Here is a 16,971-nt window from a genome sequence, read left to right as displayed (position 1 = left end):
TAACGACTTCGTTGAAGGAAATAGCGGTCTTCGGGCCGCTATTTTTTTGTCCGCGGTTCATCGCTGCCTGACGATTCGCGATACCGCGCTGTACACCCAGGCTAAGTGCGCCAAGGCGTCATGCATCAAGGCTGGGAGATTCGCGGGATGGACGAACTGACGCTCGGCGTGGTCGGCATCGACTTCCCCAACACGGATCGCAGCAAGAGCAACCGGCGGATGGAGTTGCTGCTCTGCGCCCCCGGCGAGCCGGTCGAGTTGCGCTGCGAACCGAAGAACCCGCACGACGCCAACGCGGTCGCGGTGTTCAGCCTGCGCGGCATCCAGATGGGCTATCTCTCCGCCGAACGCGCGCCGCTGATCGGGCGCCGCATCCAGCAGGAGGAGCATGTCGTCGTATTTCAGGCGCTGGTCGGCAGCATGGGCTATGTCCGCATCCGCTTCGGCGGCGGTGCGCCGACGCTACCGGATCTTGTGGAAGGAGGACTCGCGGCCCGGTCACGCAGTCGCGCCGCGCCCTTCGATTCGGACGCGTTCTATCCCGATCCCGAAGGCCCGGAGTGGGGGCGTGAACTCCTGATCCTCCCCCGCGGAGATATCTGGTACTTTGCCGGACGGAGGGGGCACACAACAGAGGTCGTCGCCCCCTCCCCCTCCGTCGCTACGCGCCACCTCCCCCTGGCGGGGGAGGATCACCAATCGCCTTAAATCCCCTGTGCAGTAACCACCCGCCCGGTCGCTTCGAGATCGCGCGTCAGGTCGGCGAGGCAGCGGTCGACCAGCGCCTCGTCCGAACTCCGCACGACGAAGTTCGCGCCGGTCTTGCCGTCGCGGAAGAAGGGGTAGCTCCCGATCGCGACGCCTTCGTGAGTCTTCTCGGCATCGCGCAGGATGTCCGCAACCTCGCTCTCGGCCACCCAACAGCCGATCGTCTTCGACACCACCGGGCGGCCGCCCTCGAGCGTCCCCGTCAGCGCGTCGAGCATCCCAGCCGTAATGTGCGGCACGCCCGCCATGATGAAGATGTTGCCGATCTTGATCCCCGGCGCGCCCGACACCTTGTTGTCGATCAGGTCCGCCCCGACCGGCACCCGCGCCATCCTTGCGCGCGCTTCGGTCAACCCGCCGCGCGTCGCGTAATATTGCTCGAGCACCGCCATCGCGCGCGGATGATGCTCGACCGCGACGCCCAGCGCCTCGGCGATCGCATCCACCGTGATGTCGTCGTGAGTCGGCCCGATCCCGCCGGTCGTGAACAGGTAATCGTTGCGCGCGCGCAAGATGTTGACCGCCTCGACGATCGCCTCGGTCTTGTCGGCGACCACGCGCACCTCGGCGAGGCGGATGCCCTGCACGTTGAGCCAGGCCGCGATCTGCGCGACGTTCTTGTCTTGCGTGCGGCCCGACAGGATCTCGTCGCCGATGATCGTCAGCGCGGCCGTCCAGATGCGTTCCTCTACCATGCCCCTCGCATAGCCTCGCAAAAGCGCGCCAGCCACGCTATATCGCGCGACATGACCGAATATGTAACCGTCACCTCGGACCAGCCCGACGCGCGCACCGGCGCCATCAAGCTGCATGGCCCCGCCGCCTTCGAAGGCATGATGAAGGCGGGCAGGCTCGCCGCAGAGACGCTCGACATGATCGTGCCGCACATGGTGCCGGGGGTTACCACCGCCGAGATCGACCGGCTGATCTACGACTTCATCATCGCCGGCGGCGGCGTGCCCGCGACGCTCGGCTATCGCGGCTACACGCACAGCGTCTGCATCTCGATCAATCATGTCGTCTGCCACGGTATCCCGAGCGAAAAGACGCTGAAATCGGGTGACATCGTCAACGTCGACGTCACGCCTTTGCTCGACGGCTGGCACGGCGACACGAGCCGGATGTACCTGATCGGCGACGTGCCGATCAAGGCGCGCCGCTTGGTCGAAGTCACCTACGAATGCCTGATGATCGGCATCGAGCACGCCAAGCCCGGCAACCGCATGGGCGACGTCGCCAACGCGATCCAGCGCCATGCTGAGAAGCACCGTTACGGCGTCGTCCGCGATTTCTGCGGGCACGGCGTCGGCCGGTTGTTCCACGATGCGCCCGAGGTCGTCCATGTCGGCAAGCCCGGCACCGGTCCCGAGCTTCGCCCCGGCATGATCTTCACGATCGAGCCGATGATCAACATCGGTCGCCCCGACGTGAAACTGCTCGACGACGGCTGGACCGCTGTGACGCGCGATCGCTCGCTGTCGGCGCAGTTCGAGCACTCGATCGGCATCACGGAAGACGGCTGCGAGATCTTCACGCTGAGCCCGAAGGGGTACACGCAGCCGCCTTACGTATAGGATCAGCCGGTGGAGACGTTCTTCACCGTGCAGTCGGTGATGACGTGGCCGTTATATTCGAACGACCCCTTGCCGTTCCAGTCCTTGGCCACCGCCAGCGCCACGCTGAAGTGCGCGAGATAGGACCCGATCGCTGGTGGCGGTACCGACACGATATACTGCCCGGTCAGGTGCACGAGCAGGGTGTCCTGCCCAAACCCGGTGTGAAGGATCGCACCGGTAACATACGGGACGATCGTCGTTCCATAGGGTGGCGGTAATGCTTGCGTGATCTGTGCCGAGCCGGAAACTTGTCCGGTCACGGCATTCACACCCAGATCGAGATGAAGCGTTGGCGCACCGGCAAACCCGCCATGCTTAACGTCCAGCTTTACTATATAATATCCGACTGCCTCGGTCATGAATATTTCCTCCAGAGGATCTATGCTGATCCGCTATTGGAGTTCCACATACGAAGACTGTCGAGTCCAGCGGGATTGGGTCCGAATCGAACCGGCCGAAACCGCCGACCTCCGCACGACACACCCCCGACACCCGCTTGCACGACTACGCCATACAGAATCTGACGTACAAAGGGTGACGCGGACCGTCCGCGCCGCTATCTGCGCCCCATGACCGAGATCACACCGCAGATCGTCGCCGACCACGGCCTGTCCCACGAAGAATATGAGCGCGTCCTGCGCGCCGTCGGCCGTGAGCCGAACATGGTCGAGCTCGGCATCTTCTCGGTCATGTGGTCCGAGCATTGCAGCTACAAATCCAGCAAGATCCACCTGATGAAGCTGCCCACCAAGGGTCCGCGCGTCATCTGCGGCCCTGGCGAGAACGCGGGTGTCGTCGATATCGGCGACAATCAGGCGGCGATCTTCAAGATGGAGAGCCACAACCACCCGTCGTACATCGAGCCATACCAGGGTGCTGCGACGGGCGTCGGCGGCATCCTGCGCGACGTCTTCACGATGGGCGCGCGGCCGATCGCCAACCTCAACGCGCTCCGCTTCGGCCGCCCCGATCATCCCAAGATGCGCCACCTGATCTCGGGCGTCGTCCACGGCATCGGGGGCTACGGCAATTGCGTTGGCGTCCCGACCGTCGGCGGCGAAGTGAACTTCCACTCGGCGTACGACGGCAACATCCTCGTCAACGCGATGACCGTCGGGATCGCCGACCAGGACAAGATCTTCTACTCGGCCGCGAGCGGCATCGGCAATCCGATCGTCTATGTCGGCAGCAAGACCGGCCGCGACGGCATCCACGGCGCGACGATGGCCAGCGCGGACTTCGGCGAGGATTCGGACGCCAAGCGCCCGACCGTGCAGGTCGGCGATCCGTTCACCGAGAAGCTGCTGATCGAAGCCTGCCTCGAACTGATGGCGACCGACGTGATCGTCGCGATCCAGGACATGGGCGCTGCGGGCCTCACCTCGTCGGCCGTGGAAATGGCGTCGAAGGGCGGCGTCGGCATCGAGCTGACGATGGACGACGTGCCGCAGCGCGAGACCGGCATGACGCCGTACGAGATGATGCTCTCGGAATCGCAGGAGCGCATGCTCATGGTCCTTAAGCCCGGCCGCGAAGCCGAGGCCGAGGCGATCTTCAAGAAGTGGGAGCTCGATTTCGCGGTGATCGGCCGCGTCACCGACACCGGCCGCATGGTGCTGACGTTCAAGGGCGAGACCGTCTGCGACATCCCGCTCGGGCCGCTCGCCGACGAAGCGCCGCTCTACGATCGCCCGCACGTCCCGACGCCGAAGCCCGCGCCACTCGAAAACGCGCCGCACAGCAGCGACATCGCCGCCGACCTGCTCACGCTGATGGGTTCGCCGGACATCGCCTCGCGCCGCTGGATCTGGGAGCAGTACGATCACATGGTCGGCGCCGACACGGTGCAGCGCCCCGGTGGCGACGCCGCGGTCGTCCGCGTCCACGGCACGCAGAAGGCACTGGCGATGACCACCGACTGCACGCCGCGTTACTGTTTCGCCGATCCGGTCGAGGGCGGCAAGCAGGCGGTTGCCGAAGCGTGGCGCAACCTGACCGCGGTCGGCGCGCTGCCTTTGGCCGTCACCAACTGCCTCAACTTCGCCAACCCGCAGCGCCCCGAGATCATGGGCCAGATCGTCGGCTGCCTCGAAGGCATGAGCGACGCCTGTATCGCGCTCGACTTCCCGATCGTGTCGGGCAACGTCTCGCTCTACAATGAATCGAAGGCGACCGGCGGCGGTTCGGCGATCCTGCCGACCCCGGCGATCGGCGCGATCGGGTTGCTGGCGGACTGGCAGAAGAATGCGACGATCGCGTTCAAGGGCTCGGGCGACATCATCCTCGCGGTCGGCACGCGCGGCGGCCATCTCGGCCAGTCGCTCTGGCTGCGCGAATGCCACGGCCGCGAACAGCTCGACGCCGGCCCCCCGCCGCCGGTCGATCTCGCTGCCGAGCGCCGCGTCGGCGACCTGATCCGCGAAGCGATCGCGCTCGGCCAGCTGACCGCGGTCCACGACGTTTCCGACGGCGGCATCGCCGTGACGCTCGCCGAGATGGCGCTCGCCGGCGGCATCGGCGCGATGATCGACCGGAAGCAACCGTTCGACTGCGCACGCTCGTTCTTCGCAGAGGACCAGGGCGTCTACATCGTCACGGTCGACGACCATTCGTTGCTCGACTTCCTCGGCGCGGCACACGCTGCCGACGTCGAGGCCGAACCCCTGGGTCGCATCGGCGGCAAGCGCCTGATCTTCGAACGCCCCGACCGCGACGACGTCATCGCGTTGGATACGCTGCGGACCGCGCACGAGGGATTCTTCCCGAAGCTGATGGGCGTGGATGCAGCACTGGCTTAAGGCAACGCGGCGGCGGGCGAACTGAAGCGCAGTCCGCTGCCGACTACCGCTGCCTGCCCCCACAAGCACCACCCCGGCGAAGGCCGGGGCCCAGTTGGGAAGGCCGAGGTAACGGAGCACTGCGCTCGTCATCGCCGTTCCCCAACTGGGCCCCGGCCTCCGCCGGGGTGGCGGATTTAAAGCGGGATAGCTCCAAACCATAGCTTGTTTCCCCGCGAAGGCGGGGACTCAGTCTGGGCTCCCGCCTTCGCGGGAGAACAAGGAGCGGAAAGATGTCGTCCGATCGAGCGCACGTCAGGTTTGACCACCTCCCCCTCTCCGTCATCCCAGCGAAAGCTGGGATCTCCCGCACCGGGCCGCAGCGCTCGCCAACAGGGATACCCCAGCGTTCGCTGGAGTGACGGGGTCGGATCGGTTTCGGCGGCGACAGCCCAGGAGGACAACAGGCGAGATACGGCGGGGTATTGCGCAGGACGACAGGTCAAGCAGGTGACGACCGGGTGGCGGATACATAGAGCGGTGAGGCTTCTGACGCCGAGATGCCCCTCAATGCGGCCTGTCCTACACCACCTCGATATGCCAGCGTCGAACCATGAGCGAAGCATTCCAAACCTACAGCGCTACCAAGGCGCGTCGACCGGATCCGAGCGTAGACCAAGCACGACCTGTGTCGGGCCGGCCCAGCCGTGGCCGCCACTCTTGCAACGCCGCCGAGCACGATCATGCCGTCTTCCAGCATGTACGACGGTCTCACGGAAATGCTGCGCGAGCGTCTACACTTTCTATACTTCACTTTTCCCGCAAGCCCTCTGCCCCCGCCAGAACCGCCACGCTCGACCTCATCCGTGGCGTCGCCGTCACCAGCAAGGCCGCCGTTAGGATTGCCTCATCCCAGGCGATGCGCCGCTCCCGTGAGATGCTGCGCGAGCGTCTGTACTTCCTATACTTCACTCTGCCCGCATGACCCCCGCCCCCACCAGGATCGCGACGCTGGACCTCATCCGAGGGGTCGCCGTCATGGGCATTCTCGCATCAAACATCGCCGCATTCGGCTTTCCCGACTTCGCCTACATGACCCCCGCCTCGATGGGCGCGCCGAGCACGCCAGACCTGATCGCCTGGACCACCACATTCATCGTCATCGACGGCAAGATGCGCGGGTTGTTCTCGTTCCTGTTCGGCGCGTCGATGCTGCTGGTCATCGACCGGGCCGAGGCGAATGGCGAAGACCCGGCGACCGTCCACCTGCGCCGGATGGCGTGGCTGTTCGTGTTCGGCATCGCGCATTTGTACCTGTTGTGGTGGGGCGACATCCTCGCGCATTACGCAATGGTCGGCGCCATCGCGTACATGTTCGCGCGGTTGCCGGTTCGCTGGCTGATCGGCGTCGGACTCGCCTGCATCGCGTTCCAGACGGTCGAGCTGACGACGCTCGTCGCCTACACGTTCGACCTCTACGGCGCCGCGCACCGGCCCGGCGCAACGGCGCGCGCAATCACGAACTGGCAGCTGTTGGCGGATCAATTCGGCCAGCCCTCCCCCGCCGCCGTCACCCGCGAACTTGCCATCGGTCGTGGCGGATGGCGCGATCTGGTCGCGTGGCGCTGGACGCACGCCGCCGGGCCGATCACGTCGCTGACCGCCACTGGTCCGGAGACGCTAGGCTTCATGCTGTTCGGCATGGCAGGGCTGCGATCGGGGTTCCTGACGGGGGAATGGTCGCGGCGACGCTACACCGTGATTGCGGTCGTCGGGATCGGACTCGGCTGGATCGGCTATGCGGCCATCGCGGCGTTCGACATCGCCCACGGGTTTGACGCGCGCTATGTCGCGCTGTCGTGGCTCGCGCTCGCAACCCCGCTTCGCCCACTGACGATCATGGGGTACGCCGCGGCGATCATCCTGCTCGCACGGCCCAGCGGCTGGCTGACGACCCGAGTCGCGGCGGCAGGTCGAATGGCGTTCTCCAACTATCTCGGCACGACAATCCTCTGCACCACGCTGTTCTATGGATATGGGTTCGGGCTGTACGGTGCACTGTCGCGAGCCCAGCTCTATCTCGTGGTCGTGCCGATCTGCCTGCTGATGCTCCTATGGTCGAAACCGTGGCTCGATCGCTTCCGCTATGGTCCGCTCGAATGGCTGTGGCGCAGCCTGTCGCGATTCGCGTGGCAGCCGATGCGCGGTTCGGCGTTCACGACGAACCGATCGGACTAGTTGCGAATAAGACGCAAAACAGCTTGCGAGTGGTTCGCATTATCCGTATCCCGTGCTTACAGCTAGGGAGTTCCCATGGTCGTCTGCGTTTGCAATGCCATACGAGAATCCGACGTTCGCAACTGCGCACGCGGCGGTTGCACGACACCGTGCCAGGCCTTCCGTTCGATGGGCCGGAAACCCAAATGCGGCCAGTGCACGTCGATAGCGCGAGCTATTATCGACGAGGAACGCGCCGCTGCATAAGCGTCACAACAGCTAAAAAAGCCCGGAAAACCGCCATTTTTGGGGGTTGTGCTAATCTGTGTCAGCCCGCTACATGCTCCTCAGAGGTGACGGAGATATGGCCATGCGCGGCGACCCCCAAGTAATCGAATTCCTGAACGAGGCGCTCAAGAACGAGCTGACCGCGGTCAACCAATATTGGCTCCATTACCGGATGCTCGAGCATTGGGGAGTCTACAAGCTCGCCCAGTATGAGCGGATGGAATCGATCGACGAGATGAAGCACGCCGACTGGCTGTCGGAGCGCATCCTGTTTCTCGATGGCCTGCCGAACTTCCAGCTGCTCGGCCGCCTCCGCATCGGCGAGACCGTCGAGGAGGTCCTGAAGTCGGATCTCGCGCTCGAAGTCGAGGCTACCGTCCAGCTCAAGGGTGCGATCTCGTACTGCGAAGAGGTCAAGGATTACATCAGCCGCGACCTGTTCGCCCGCATCCTTGCCAGCGAGGAAGAGCATGTCGACACGCTCGAGCGCCAGTTCGAGATGATCGCGCGGATGGGTATCCACAACTACATCCAGCTGAACTCGATCTCGGAGCATGACTCGCCCAAGGCTGGCGCGGCGCCGTATCTGAAGGGGTGAGGTGATCTGGGCGGCATCGCTAACGCGGTGCCGCTCCGCTCCATATTAATCACCACCCCGGCGGAAGCCGGAGCCCAATTGAGAGTCGGCGGTAACAAAGGGTAGGGTGCCGTTATTTTCACCTACCCAATTGGGCCCCGGCCTTCGCCGGGGTGGTAGATTTCTAGGGAAATACCCGACGACTCTCAGTCGCCGAACCCCGTTGGGATCGCACGACGACCGAACCCGCCACCTACAACAGGCTTGCGCGCGACGATCGGATTGGCTTCGCGCTCCAGCAACGTCAGCGTTTCGCCAAACAGCGGGCGCAGGCGAACAATATGCTCCAGCGCCTCCTCAGGCGTATCCTGCAGCTCCACGCAATCGCGTGCGATCGTCTCGATCGCCTCGGCGAGATCCGCCAGCGGCTCGGCGCCGAACTGTCGCGCTTCGCCCTTGAGCGTGTGCGCCGGGATCACCATCGCCGCGGCATTCAGCGCGCGCATCGCCGCTTCGATCGCCGCAACCGACTTCACGCCATCCTCGCGGAAATAGCCCAGGATACGGACAAATCCCGCACCCAGTTCACTTCGGGCTTGCGAATACGCCGGCCAGTTGATCAAGGTGCTTCCTTCGAACGACACTGTCGCCTTCTCCCGTTGAGCAGTAGCGCCATCAAGATTAAATCGTATCTTACCCGTTTCAGGTAAACACACTGTTGTCATACTACCGACAAGTTACGACAAAGGTCCGGTAAAATTCGTCCAAAATGATCTTTACCGTCGCGCCGGCCGCGTCGGCGACGGCGGCGAGTTCGGTCGGTGCTTGCGGATCGTCCGCCAAGACCTCGACCCGCCGCGCACCATCACGCAACGCGCGGGCGAGCCGCAGCGCCGGCCAGGGGCAGCGCATGCCCCTGGCATCGATACGGACCACGCCGGACATCGCGCAGCCTAGTTGCCGCCGCCGCCCTTGCCGTTGTCGTCATAGGGGTTCTTCGGCGCACGGAACATCAACCGGACAGGTACCGCACCGAAGCCCAGGTCCTTGCGCATCGAATTGACCAGATAGCGTTCGTAGCTCGCCGGCAGCTGATCGACGCGCGTGCCGAAAATGACGAAGCTGGGCGGACGCGTCTTGACCTGCGTGACGTAGCGCATCTTGATCCGCTTGCCGCCTGGGGCTGGTGGCGGAGTCGCCTCGATCGCGCGCTCGAACCAGCGGTTGAGCTCGCCGGTGCCGACGCGCTTCGACCAGGCGTCGCGGGTGTCGAAACAGGCCTGGAGCAACTGGTCGATGCCCTTGCCGGTCGCGCCGGACACGGTCATCACGGTGACGCCCTTGACCTGGCTCAGGCCGTCTTCGAGCGCGCGCTTGACGCCGTTGAACAGCGACGACGCGCTCTCGGCGATATCCCATTTGTTGAGCGCGATGACGAGCGCACGGCCCTCCTGCAGCACCTTGTCGGCGATCCGGAGATCCTGCGCCTCGAGGCCCAGCGTGGCGTCGAGCAGCAGCACGACGACCTCGGCGAAATCGACCGCGTGGAGCGCGTCCTCGACCGACATCTTCTCGAGCTTGTCCTGCACCTTGGCACGCTTGCGCATGCCGGCGGTGTCGATCAGGCGGACTTTGCGCGCTTCGCCACCGGTCGGGTGCCAGTCGTAATCGACGCTAATCGAATCACGGGTGATGCCGGCTTCGGGGCCGGTGATCATGCGGTCTTCGCCGAGGATGCGGTTGACGAGCGTCGACTTGCCCGCGTTCGGGCGGCCGACGATCGCGAGCTTCAGCGGGCCTTCGTATTCGTTGTCGGGCTGCTCCTCGGGCGGCTCTTCCTTACCTTCGAGCAGCGGGAGCAGGCCTTCGAACAGGTCGCCCATGCCTTCGCCGTGTTCGGCCGACAGCTGGACCGGATCGCCAAAGCCTAATGCGAGCGATTCGAGGATGCCGTCTTCGCCGGCGCGGCCTTCGGCCTTGTTGGCGACGAGGAGGACGGGGACATCGGCTGTGCGGAGCCAGCGCGCGATTTCTTCGTCCAAGGGCACGATCCCCGCGCGGGCGTCGAACAGGAACAGTGCGACATCGGCTTGCGCGACGGCGGCCTCGGTCTGCTGGCGCATCCGGCCAGGCAGAGTCTGCGCGTCGTGATCTTCGTAGCCGGCGGTGTCGATGATGCGGAATTCGAGGCCGATCAGTGACGCGTCACCTTCGCGCCGATCACGCGTGACGCCGGGCCGGTCGTCGACCAGCGCGAGCTTCTTGCCGACGAGGCGGTTGAACAGAGTCGACTTGCCGACATTTGGGCGGCCGACGATCGCGACCACGGGGAGTTTGGACATGAGGGGGCCTTAGCGCGTGTCGCGGCAAAGGTCACCTAGTCCCTCTCCCCGCCGGGGAGAGGGAATCGGCGTCACCTGTACGCGGTGACCTTGCCCTTCTGGTCGAGCGTGTAGAGCGTCGAGTTCGCGACGATCGGCGGCAGCGAGAACGGCGTTTTCGTCTCGATCGTCGAGCTTACCGTGCCATCGGTCGGCGAGACGAAATTGATCTCGCCGCGCGAGTTGGTGAGGACCAGACGGTTGCCTGCCAGGATCGGGCCGAACCACGTGATCGCGTTGCTGCGCTTCTTCTCGTTCTGGAAGCGCTTCAGCTGCGCGATCCAGCGCGCCTTGCCGTTCGACCGCGACAGGCAGACCAGGCGCGCATCGTCGGTGACCACGAACAGCCACTCGCCCGCGATCCACGGCGTCGAGATGCCGGCGAAGTTCTGCTCCCACAGGCGCTGGCCGGTCGACAGCTCGAGCGCGACCATGCGGCCACCCTGCCCGACCGCATAGACGCGGCCGCCGTCGATCACCGGGGCGGCGTCGATGTCCGACAGGCTCGACACCGATGTCGTGACCGAGGTGCGCGACAGCGCGTCCTGCCAGAGGATACGACCATTCTCGTAGCGATAGGCGCTGAGCTCGCCGCTCGAGAAGCCGGCGACCACGGTGCCCTGGCTGACCGCAGGCGCCGCGACGCCGAACACGCCCTGCGTTTCGAGCGTGCCCGACTGGACCCACTGAACCTTGCCGTCGGCCTGGTTGAGCGAGAAGACCTGGTTGTCCTGCGTCAGGACGTACACCGCGCCGTTGGCGACGGTCGGCGAACCACGCAGCGGCGCACCGGGCTTGGCGCGCCACAGGATCGCGCCATCGGCCGCGTTCATAGCAACGACGTCACCCACGCCATCGGTGGCGTACAGCTTGCCGTCGTCATAGCTAACGCCGCCGCCGAACCGTGCCGAGCGGTTGATCTTGCCCTCGGTGATCCCCGCGCTCCACAGCGCCGCGCCGGTATCGGCGGTGAACGCGTGGATCGTCGCAGTGACGTCGGTCACGAACAGCTTACCGTCGGCGACGACCGGCGCCGCGCCGAGACGCTCGCGGTTCGAGCCGCCGTCGATTCCGGACTGCCAGAGGCGCTTGGGCTGATCGGCGAGCGCGAGCTGGCCCATCGATTTGGCGGGGTTGCCGCCGGGCTGCGCCCAGGCGTCGTTGACCGCGGGCGCGGGCAGCAGGACCTGGACGTCGGCGATCGTCTTGTCGGTCTCGACCTCGTTTTCCGAGACGAGGATCGAGACGCGGTCGCCGAGCGTCGGCGTCTTCTTGACGCTACCCTTGAAGATCCCGCAACCGCTGAGCGCCACCAGCGCGGCGACGGCGACCGTCACCCGATATGTCTTCATCATTGCGCCTTGGTATCCTCGTTTGATGCAGCCGGATTGATCACCCTGGCCGTAGCTCCAGTGGCAACAGCATCCACGCCCAGTACGCCGGCCATCTGAACCGCACGTTGACGAATTGTCTCGGGGACGCCGGTATCGCGCGCGATCTGGCCGAACAGCGTGCCTGCCTGCTGGCGCTCGTTCATGCGGAGATACGCGATCGCGACCATCTCGCCAGCACTGCCCAGCCACGGACCACCGGGGACGGCGAGCGGACGGAGACGCTCGACGACGACCTGCGGCTTCAGCGTATCGAACTCGGCCGAGGTCTGGCGAACGAGCGCCAGATCGCGGAAAGGCTTGGCCAGCGACGTGTCCGCAGCGATCGTGCCGAGCTTGGCGGCGGCGCCCTTCAGGTCATCCTTCTGGAGCAGCACGTCGGCCTGCGTGAACAGCGCGAGCGCGCGGTAGCCATCGCGGTTCGACTTGGCGAGTTCCGCGAGCGGCTTCGACGCAGCGGCGGCGTTGTTCGCACCAAGCGAGTCGTACGCGGCCTGGAGCTGCTCACCCTCGACACCAGCGGCCTCGCCATTGTGATGCTGCCAGTAGAGGAAGCCGGCAAACGCGGCGAGCGCGGCAACGACGCCGATCGCGACCCATTTGCCCCACGTCGTCCAGAACCCGGCGAGTTGGTCGCGTCGGAGTTCTTCGTCGACCTCGCGCAAAAATGCTTCATCGGTTTTCGGCGGGAGGGCCAAGGACAGCTCCGGAATATTTGGGGGATGGACGGCGCGGACCTTAGCCGCGCCGGGACCGAAACGGAAGCGGATCAATCCTTGGGAGCGTAGACCTGCTCGGGCCCTGGGAATACGCGGCCGCGGACGTCCTCGGCATAGGTCTGCGCGGCGGTCGAGATCGTATCGGCGACATCGGCGAAGCGCTTCACGAACTTGGCGGTACGGTCGAACATGCCGAGCATATCCTCCGTCACCAGCACCTGGCCGTCGCACTGCGCCGATGCGCCGATCCCGATCGTCGGGCAGGCAACGGTGTTGGTAATCTCGATCGCGATCGGCTCGACCACGCCTTCGATCACCAGCGAGAACGCGCCCGCGTCGGCGATGCTCTGCGCGTCGGCGACGATCTTGGCGGCTTCCTCGGGCGTGCGACCGCGCGCGCCGTAGCCGCCGAGCACGTTGACCGCCTGCGGCGTGAGGCCGACATGGCCCACCACGGGGATGCCACGCTCGGTGAGAAACCTGACGGTCGGGGCCATGGCGGTGCCGCCCTCAAGCTTCACCGCCGCCGCGCCGGTCTGTTTGAGCAACCACGCCGCGCTCTCGAACGCCTTTTCGGGCGACGCCTCATAGCTGCCGAACGGCATGTCGATGACGACCACCGCGTGATAGCTGCCGCGGACCACCGCTGCGCCGTGAGCCGCCATCATCTCCAGCGTGACGGGCACGGTCGACGGCAGGCCGTAGATTACCTGCCCCAGGCTGTCGCCGACCAGCAGCATGTCGCAGTGCGGATCGAGCAGCTGTGCCGTGCGAACCGTGTACGCGGTGAGCATGACGAGCGGCGTCTTGCCCTTCTGACGACGGATCGCGGGGATCGTCAGGCGCTTGAGCGGCGCGGGCGTCGGGTTCGCGCGACTCGTCGCGGTGTCGAGGGTGTAGGTCGTGGACATGCGCGCGTTCTAGCGTGCGACCCTGGGCTCGCCCAGTCTTCGCGGCCTCGCCCGGTTCAAACCGCCCAGCCCTTGTGCCTGGCATGGCCGACGAGCCAGAGCGTGAACGCGGCAATACCGATGATGACGAAGGGGAAACCAAGCGTCTCGCTAGCCCCTTTTGCGCGACGATGTCGGTCGAGGCGAAGAGCCAGCCGAACTGCACGATCGTAGCGCCGAGCGATGCGATCAGGAACGGGCGGGCACTGGCACGGCGCATGAACAACAGCACGGCGCCGATTAGCCCGGCCAGTACCGCGACGGCGAACAGCGGATCGTACCAGTTCGGCAACGCCGCGTAGAGCGCCCGGTCATAGGCACTCGCCCTCCCCATCGCATCAGCGCCGAGTCGCACCTGTTGCAGGCACATGAAACAGCCGGCGAGCCCCCAGGCGACGAGGGCGCCCGTGGTCAGCCGAAACCACAAGGGCCCCTGTCGTACGAAGAACATGCCGCCACCCTCGTTAGTCCGGCTCGATTTGCCTGAGCCTATTGCTTTGGATCAACAGACTGCGCTTCGCAGGGGCTGCGTGCAAGGGGATGGCGTCGGACGCGCATCAATGCAGCTTGGGGACGTCGATTGCTCCGAACCGGAGAGACATCGGGAGCTTCCGACTGCGATGTCTCTCCGGGCCGTATCCCGCCGTATAAGACGTCAAACCTGAACGCGCAGTGACGATCAGGGGTGACGATCAGGAGGTGACGTTCAGGGGGTGACGACTTTGACGTAACGATCAGAACGACCGCGAGACGGTCAGGCCATAGGTGCGCGGATCGCCGGGTTGGCCGACGACGAGGCCGGTGCTGCCGGACTGCAGCGCCAGCACCTCGTAATATTTCTCGTCGAACGCGTTGCGAAGCCAGCCGAACACGTTCCAGCTGTCCTTCGCCTTGAATCCGAGGCGGAAGTTGCTGAGCGCGTAGCCGTTGATATCGGTATAAGCCGAGCGCGACGGATTGGACGAGAAGGTCGACCGGTAACTGCCGTCATAGCCAAGATACACCTGGCCATCGAGACCGCCGAGCGTTGCCGGCAGGTCGTATTCCGCCCCGTACGAGAACGCCCATTTCGATACGCCGGGCAGGCGCTGACCGGATATGTCGCAATTTTGCGGGCTGATGCCGCCGGCGGTACCGGGTGCGCTCGGCGTCTGGCCGGCGGTCGTGGTGGTGCCACTGGACAGTTCGGGCGGGCATGGGGCATCGACGAACTTCACGTATTTCGCGTCGGTATACGCCCCGTTCGCGTAGAAACTGAACCGGTCGGTGGGACGGAACGCCGAATCGAATTCGAGGCCGCGGGTCCGGACCTTGCCGGCATTGGCGAGATAGCCGCGTAACACGCCAAGCTGGCCGTTGGTGACGGTTGCCTGATAGTCGCTGATCTCGGTCCAGAACCCTGCGAGGTTCAGGGTAACCCGGCGGTCCAGAAACTGGGTCTTCAGCCCCAATTCGAAATGGTTCACCTTTTCGGGCTTCACCGTGGCGGCCGACAGGATCGGGTTGTTGCTGCCATCTAGCGGCAAGCCCGACAGGTTGATGCCGCCCGACTTGTAGCTGCGCGCGTAGGTCGCATAGGCGTGGATGTCAGACGTCACGGTGTAGGCCGCCGTGATGTCGCCCGACAGGTTCCAGTTGTCGAAATCGGGCTGATAGCTTTGCGGCGCGAGCACGCCGCGCTGGTCCGCGGTCAGCGCCGTGCCTGTGCCATTGGTGACGACCGAGACATAGTCGCCCTTCTTCTTGTCGTAGTTCAAACGCAGGCCCGGCGCGATCTGGAACCGGTCGCTGACGTTCCAAGTCAACTTGCCGAACAGCGCCGCACTGGTGTTGGTGAAGCCGATCGTGTTGCGCGAAGTCAGCCCGTTCAACGCTGCCGGGTTGCAGGCTGCCGTCGTGGCGGTTGCGCAGCCGCTGGCACCAGGCGCTACGCTGGCGCCAGGATTGAGCAGGAAGCGGCTCGCCGCCGGACCCTGCACCTGAAGCCCCTGGGTATCGATCGTCTGGTAGAAGTAGAACGCGCCGAGCACGTAATCGAGCGTGTGCCTGCCGTTCGAAGCGATCCGCAACTCCTGGCTATACTGGGTCTGCTGCGACGGATTGGCGGAGACGGTAGTGATCGGCAGGCCGATGAAATCGCGATCGTTCGACGGATCCCAGTTCCAGAACCGCCATGCGCTGACCGAGGTGATCGTCGACGCGCCCAAATCCAGATTGCCGAGCAGCGACACGCCGCCCAGTTCCTGCTTCGCGCGCAACGGCGTATCGACGTCGGTCACCCGGTCGAACGCGTTGGTCGACGGCACGACATAGCCCTGCGCGGCGGCGAGCGCGGCATATTGGCGGTTGAGCGGCCGCTGTGTCGCGCCGGTGCGCGCGTAATATTGCACGCAGCAATTCGGGTTCTGCTGGCCGTAGTCGCCCGACAAGGCGAGATCGAGCGTATCGGTCGGCTTCCAGTAGAGCTGACCGCGGACGCTCTTATTGTCCTGCGCGTTGAGATCCTTGCCGGTCGCGACGTTGTGGATCGTGCCGTCGCGCTCTGTAATTGCAGCTGACAGCCGGATCGCCAGCTTGTCGGGTATCAATGGGCCGGACACCGAGGCCTTGGCCTGGATGAACTGATAGTTGCCCGTGGTCAGTTCGATCCGTGCCTCGGGCGTGAAGCTGGGCTTGCGGGTCGTGATGTTGATCGCGCCGGCCGTGGTGTTCTTGCCGTAGAGCGTGCCCTGCGGTCCGCGGAGGACTTCGATCCGCTCGGTATCGGTGAAGTCGAACGTCGCCGAGGCGATCCGGCTGTAATAAACCTGGTCGACATAGATGCCGACGCCCTGCTCGATCCCGTCGTTGGTCAGGCCGAACGGCGCGCCCAGCCCGCGGATGTTGGCGGCGGAGTTGCGCGGGTTGGTCGAGTAGAATTGCAGCGTCGGCTGGAGCTGCGTCAGGCGGCTGACATTGTACGCGCCGGTCTCGGCGAGCGCGGTGCCGCCGATGACGGACATCGCGATGGGGACCGTCTGGATCGTCTCGGCGCGGCGGCGTGCGGTAACGACGATATCGCCGCCTCCGCCCTGCTGCTGGTTGCCGAGGCGGCCGTTGGCTTGCGGGTCAGCCTGCGTCCCGGCAGGCGCCTGCGGCGCGACGGGCGGCGTTGATACGGTAGCGGTCTGACCGGCAAGCAACAGCGCAAGCGTAAGCGACATGAATGTTTTCCCCTTAACCTCGCCGCGCAAAGTCTAGTAATTGAGGGGATATTCAATGCGAGCTTGTCTTGGAGCGGAGAAAGC

Annotated in this window: 16 protein-coding genes; 7 read left to right on the top strand and 9 right to left on the bottom strand. The window is 65.1% G+C overall.

From position 1 onward, the window contains the following. The first annotated feature begins 147 nt into the window (after nt 1-147). Nucleotides 148-708 carry an HIRAN domain-containing protein gene (locus tag QP164_RS01115; RefSeq protein WP_333921859.1) on the top strand — a complete coding sequence of 187 codons (561 nt, stop codon included), beginning with the start codon at nt 148-150 and terminating at the stop codon, nt 706-708. On the opposite strand, the gene QP164_RS01110 is transcribed toward QP164_RS01115, so the two are convergent. After that, complete coding sequence (locus QP164_RS01110) at nt 705-1,463, bottom strand: competence/damage-inducible protein A (RefSeq protein WP_333921858.1); 759 nt, start codon at nt 1,461-1,463, stop codon at nt 705-707. The two genes, QP164_RS01115 and QP164_RS01110, sit on opposite strands and share 4 nt — an antisense overlap. A gap of 51 nt (nt 1,464-1,514) precedes the next feature. Here QP164_RS01110 and map point away from each other — a divergent pair, with 51 nt between their 5' ends. Beyond that, nucleotides 1,515-2,342: a type I methionyl aminopeptidase gene (gene map, locus QP164_RS01105; protein WP_132897695.1), complete on the top strand. Its 828-nt coding sequence runs from the start codon at nt 1,515-1,517 to the stop codon at nt 2,340-2,342. 2 nt (nt 2,343-2,344) lie between these two features. On the opposite strand, the gene QP164_RS01100 is transcribed toward map, so the two are convergent. Further along, nucleotides 2,345-2,743: a DUF1842 domain-containing protein gene (locus QP164_RS01100; protein ID WP_333921857.1), complete on the bottom strand. Its 399-nt coding sequence runs from the start codon at nt 2,741-2,743 to the stop codon at nt 2,345-2,347. Between the two features lie 210 nt (nt 2,744-2,953). Here QP164_RS01100 and purL point away from each other — a divergent pair, with 210 nt between their 5' ends. From purL to bfr, 4 genes are all read left to right on the top strand, one after another. Further along, a complete protein-coding gene (purL, locus tag QP164_RS01095) occupies nt 2,954-5,182 on the top strand; it encodes a phosphoribosylformylglycinamidine synthase subunit PurL (RefSeq protein ID WP_333921856.1) in 2,229 nt (742 codons plus the stop codon). A 1,017-nt stretch (nt 5,183-6,199) separates the two neighbouring features. Beyond that, the gene (locus tag QP164_RS01090) at nt 6,200-7,399 is read left to right on the top strand and encodes a DUF418 domain-containing protein (protein WP_333921855.1); all 1,200 of its coding nucleotides are present in this window, start codon (nt 6,200-6,202) and stop codon (nt 7,397-7,399) included. Between the two features lie 75 nt (nt 7,400-7,474). Then, complete coding sequence (locus tag QP164_RS01085) at nt 7,475-7,645, top strand: (2Fe-2S)-binding protein (protein ID WP_082441433.1); 171 nt, start codon at nt 7,475-7,477, stop codon at nt 7,643-7,645. A gap of 103 nt (nt 7,646-7,748) precedes the next feature. Next, on the top strand, nt 7,749-8,264 hold the full coding sequence (gene bfr / locus QP164_RS01080; protein ID WP_056486959.1) for a bacterioferritin: 516 nt from the start codon (nt 7,749-7,751) through the stop codon (nt 8,262-8,264). A gap of 185 nt (nt 8,265-8,449) precedes the next feature. Here bfr and QP164_RS01075 read toward each other — a convergent pair whose 3' ends face one another. The 6 genes from QP164_RS01075 to panB form a co-directional block, all read right to left on the bottom strand. Then, the gene (locus tag QP164_RS01075) at nt 8,450-8,887 is read right to left on the bottom strand and encodes an Hpt domain-containing protein (protein ID WP_333921853.1); all 438 of its coding nucleotides are present in this window, start codon (nt 8,885-8,887) and stop codon (nt 8,450-8,452) included. Nucleotides 8,888-8,969: 82 nt separating this feature from the next. After that, the gene (locus tag QP164_RS01070) at nt 8,970-9,188 is read right to left on the bottom strand and encodes a sulfurtransferase TusA family protein (protein ID WP_332755279.1); all 219 of its coding nucleotides are present in this window, start codon (nt 9,186-9,188) and stop codon (nt 8,970-8,972) included. 8 nt (nt 9,189-9,196) lie between these two features. Further along, nucleotides 9,197-10,585: a ribosome biogenesis GTPase Der gene (der, locus tag QP164_RS01065; protein WP_132739106.1), complete on the bottom strand. Its 1,389-nt coding sequence runs from the start codon at nt 10,583-10,585 to the stop codon at nt 9,197-9,199. Nucleotides 10,586-10,656: 71 nt separating this feature from the next. After that, nucleotides 10,657-11,979 (bottom strand): outer membrane protein assembly factor BamB family protein, encoded by a 1,323-nt coding sequence (locus tag QP164_RS01060; protein ID WP_132739109.1) that lies wholly within the window; start codon nt 11,977-11,979, stop codon nt 10,657-10,659. After that, the gene (locus QP164_RS01055) at nt 11,976-12,713 is read right to left on the bottom strand and encodes a tetratricopeptide repeat protein (RefSeq protein ID WP_333921851.1); all 738 of its coding nucleotides are present in this window, start codon (nt 12,711-12,713) and stop codon (nt 11,976-11,978) included. Before QP164_RS01055 ends, QP164_RS01060 begins: the two co-directional genes overlap by 4 nt. A 71-nt stretch (nt 12,714-12,784) precedes the next feature. Next, nucleotides 12,785-13,645 carry a 3-methyl-2-oxobutanoate hydroxymethyltransferase gene (panB, locus tag QP164_RS01050; RefSeq protein ID WP_333921850.1) on the bottom strand — a complete coding sequence of 287 codons (861 nt, stop codon included), beginning with the start codon at nt 13,643-13,645 and terminating at the stop codon, nt 12,785-12,787. A gap of 83 nt (nt 13,646-13,728) precedes the next feature. Here panB and QP164_RS01045 point away from each other — a divergent pair, with 83 nt between their 5' ends. Next, a complete protein-coding gene (locus QP164_RS01045) occupies nt 13,729-13,986 on the top strand; it encodes a hypothetical protein (RefSeq protein ID WP_333921849.1) in 258 nt (85 codons plus the stop codon). Nucleotides 13,987-14,418: 432 nt separating this feature from the next. Here the strand turns inward: QP164_RS01045 and QP164_RS01040 are convergent, their stop codons facing one another. Beyond that, nucleotides 14,419-16,887 (bottom strand): TonB-dependent receptor, encoded by a 2,469-nt coding sequence (locus QP164_RS01040; RefSeq protein ID WP_333921848.1) that lies wholly within the window; start codon nt 16,885-16,887, stop codon nt 14,419-14,421. Nucleotides 16,888-16,971: the final 84 nt, after the last annotated feature.

This window comes from Sphingomonas sp. LR59, from assembly GCF_036855945.1.
Classification (GTDB): Bacteria; Pseudomonadota; Alphaproteobacteria; order Sphingomonadales; family Sphingomonadaceae; genus Sphingomonas.
The sequence above is the reverse complement of the archived record's forward strand: the minus strand, read 5'-3'. Positions and strand labels throughout refer to the sequence as shown.

Coding starts and splice junctions, on each gene's coding strand:
- QP164_RS01100 (WP_333921857.1), bottom strand. CDS start 2,743: ATGACCGAGGCAGTCGGATATTATATAGTAAAGCTGGACGTTAAGCAT.
- QP164_RS01045 (WP_333921849.1), top strand. CDS start 13,729: ATGGCCGACGAGCCAGAGCGTGAACGCGGCAATACCGATGATGACGAA.
- QP164_RS01110 (WP_333921858.1), bottom strand. CDS start 1,463: ATGGTAGAGGAACGCATCTGGACGGCCGCGCTGACGATCATCGGCGAC.
- QP164_RS01060 (WP_132739109.1), bottom strand. CDS start 11,979: ATGATGAAGACATATCGGGTGACGGTCGCCGTCGCCGCGCTGGTGGCG.
- QP164_RS01090 (WP_333921855.1), top strand. CDS start 6,200: ATGGGCATTCTCGCATCAAACATCGCCGCATTCGGCTTTCCCGACTTC.
- panB (WP_333921850.1), bottom strand. CDS start 13,645: ATGTCCACGACCTACACCCTCGACACCGCGACGAGTCGCGCGAACCCG.
- QP164_RS01070 (WP_332755279.1), bottom strand. CDS start 9,188: ATGTCCGGCGTGGTCCGTATCGATGCCAGGGGCATGCGCTGCCCCTGG.
- bfr (WP_056486959.1), top strand. CDS start 7,749: ATGCGCGGCGACCCCCAAGTAATCGAATTCCTGAACGAGGCGCTCAAG.
- der (WP_132739106.1), bottom strand. CDS start 10,585: ATGTCCAAACTCCCCGTGGTCGCGATCGTCGGCCGCCCAAATGTCGGC.
- map (WP_132897695.1), top strand. CDS start 1,515: ATGACCGAATATGTAACCGTCACCTCGGACCAGCCCGACGCGCGCACC.
- purL (WP_333921856.1), top strand. CDS start 2,954: ATGACCGAGATCACACCGCAGATCGTCGCCGACCACGGCCTGTCCCAC.
- QP164_RS01115 (WP_333921859.1), top strand. CDS start 148: ATGGACGAACTGACGCTCGGCGTGGTCGGCATCGACTTCCCCAACACG.
- QP164_RS01085 (WP_082441433.1), top strand. CDS start 7,475: ATGGTCGTCTGCGTTTGCAATGCCATACGAGAATCCGACGTTCGCAAC.
- QP164_RS01040 (WP_333921848.1), bottom strand. CDS start 16,887: ATGTCGCTTACGCTTGCGCTGTTGCTTGCCGGTCAGACCGCTACCGTA.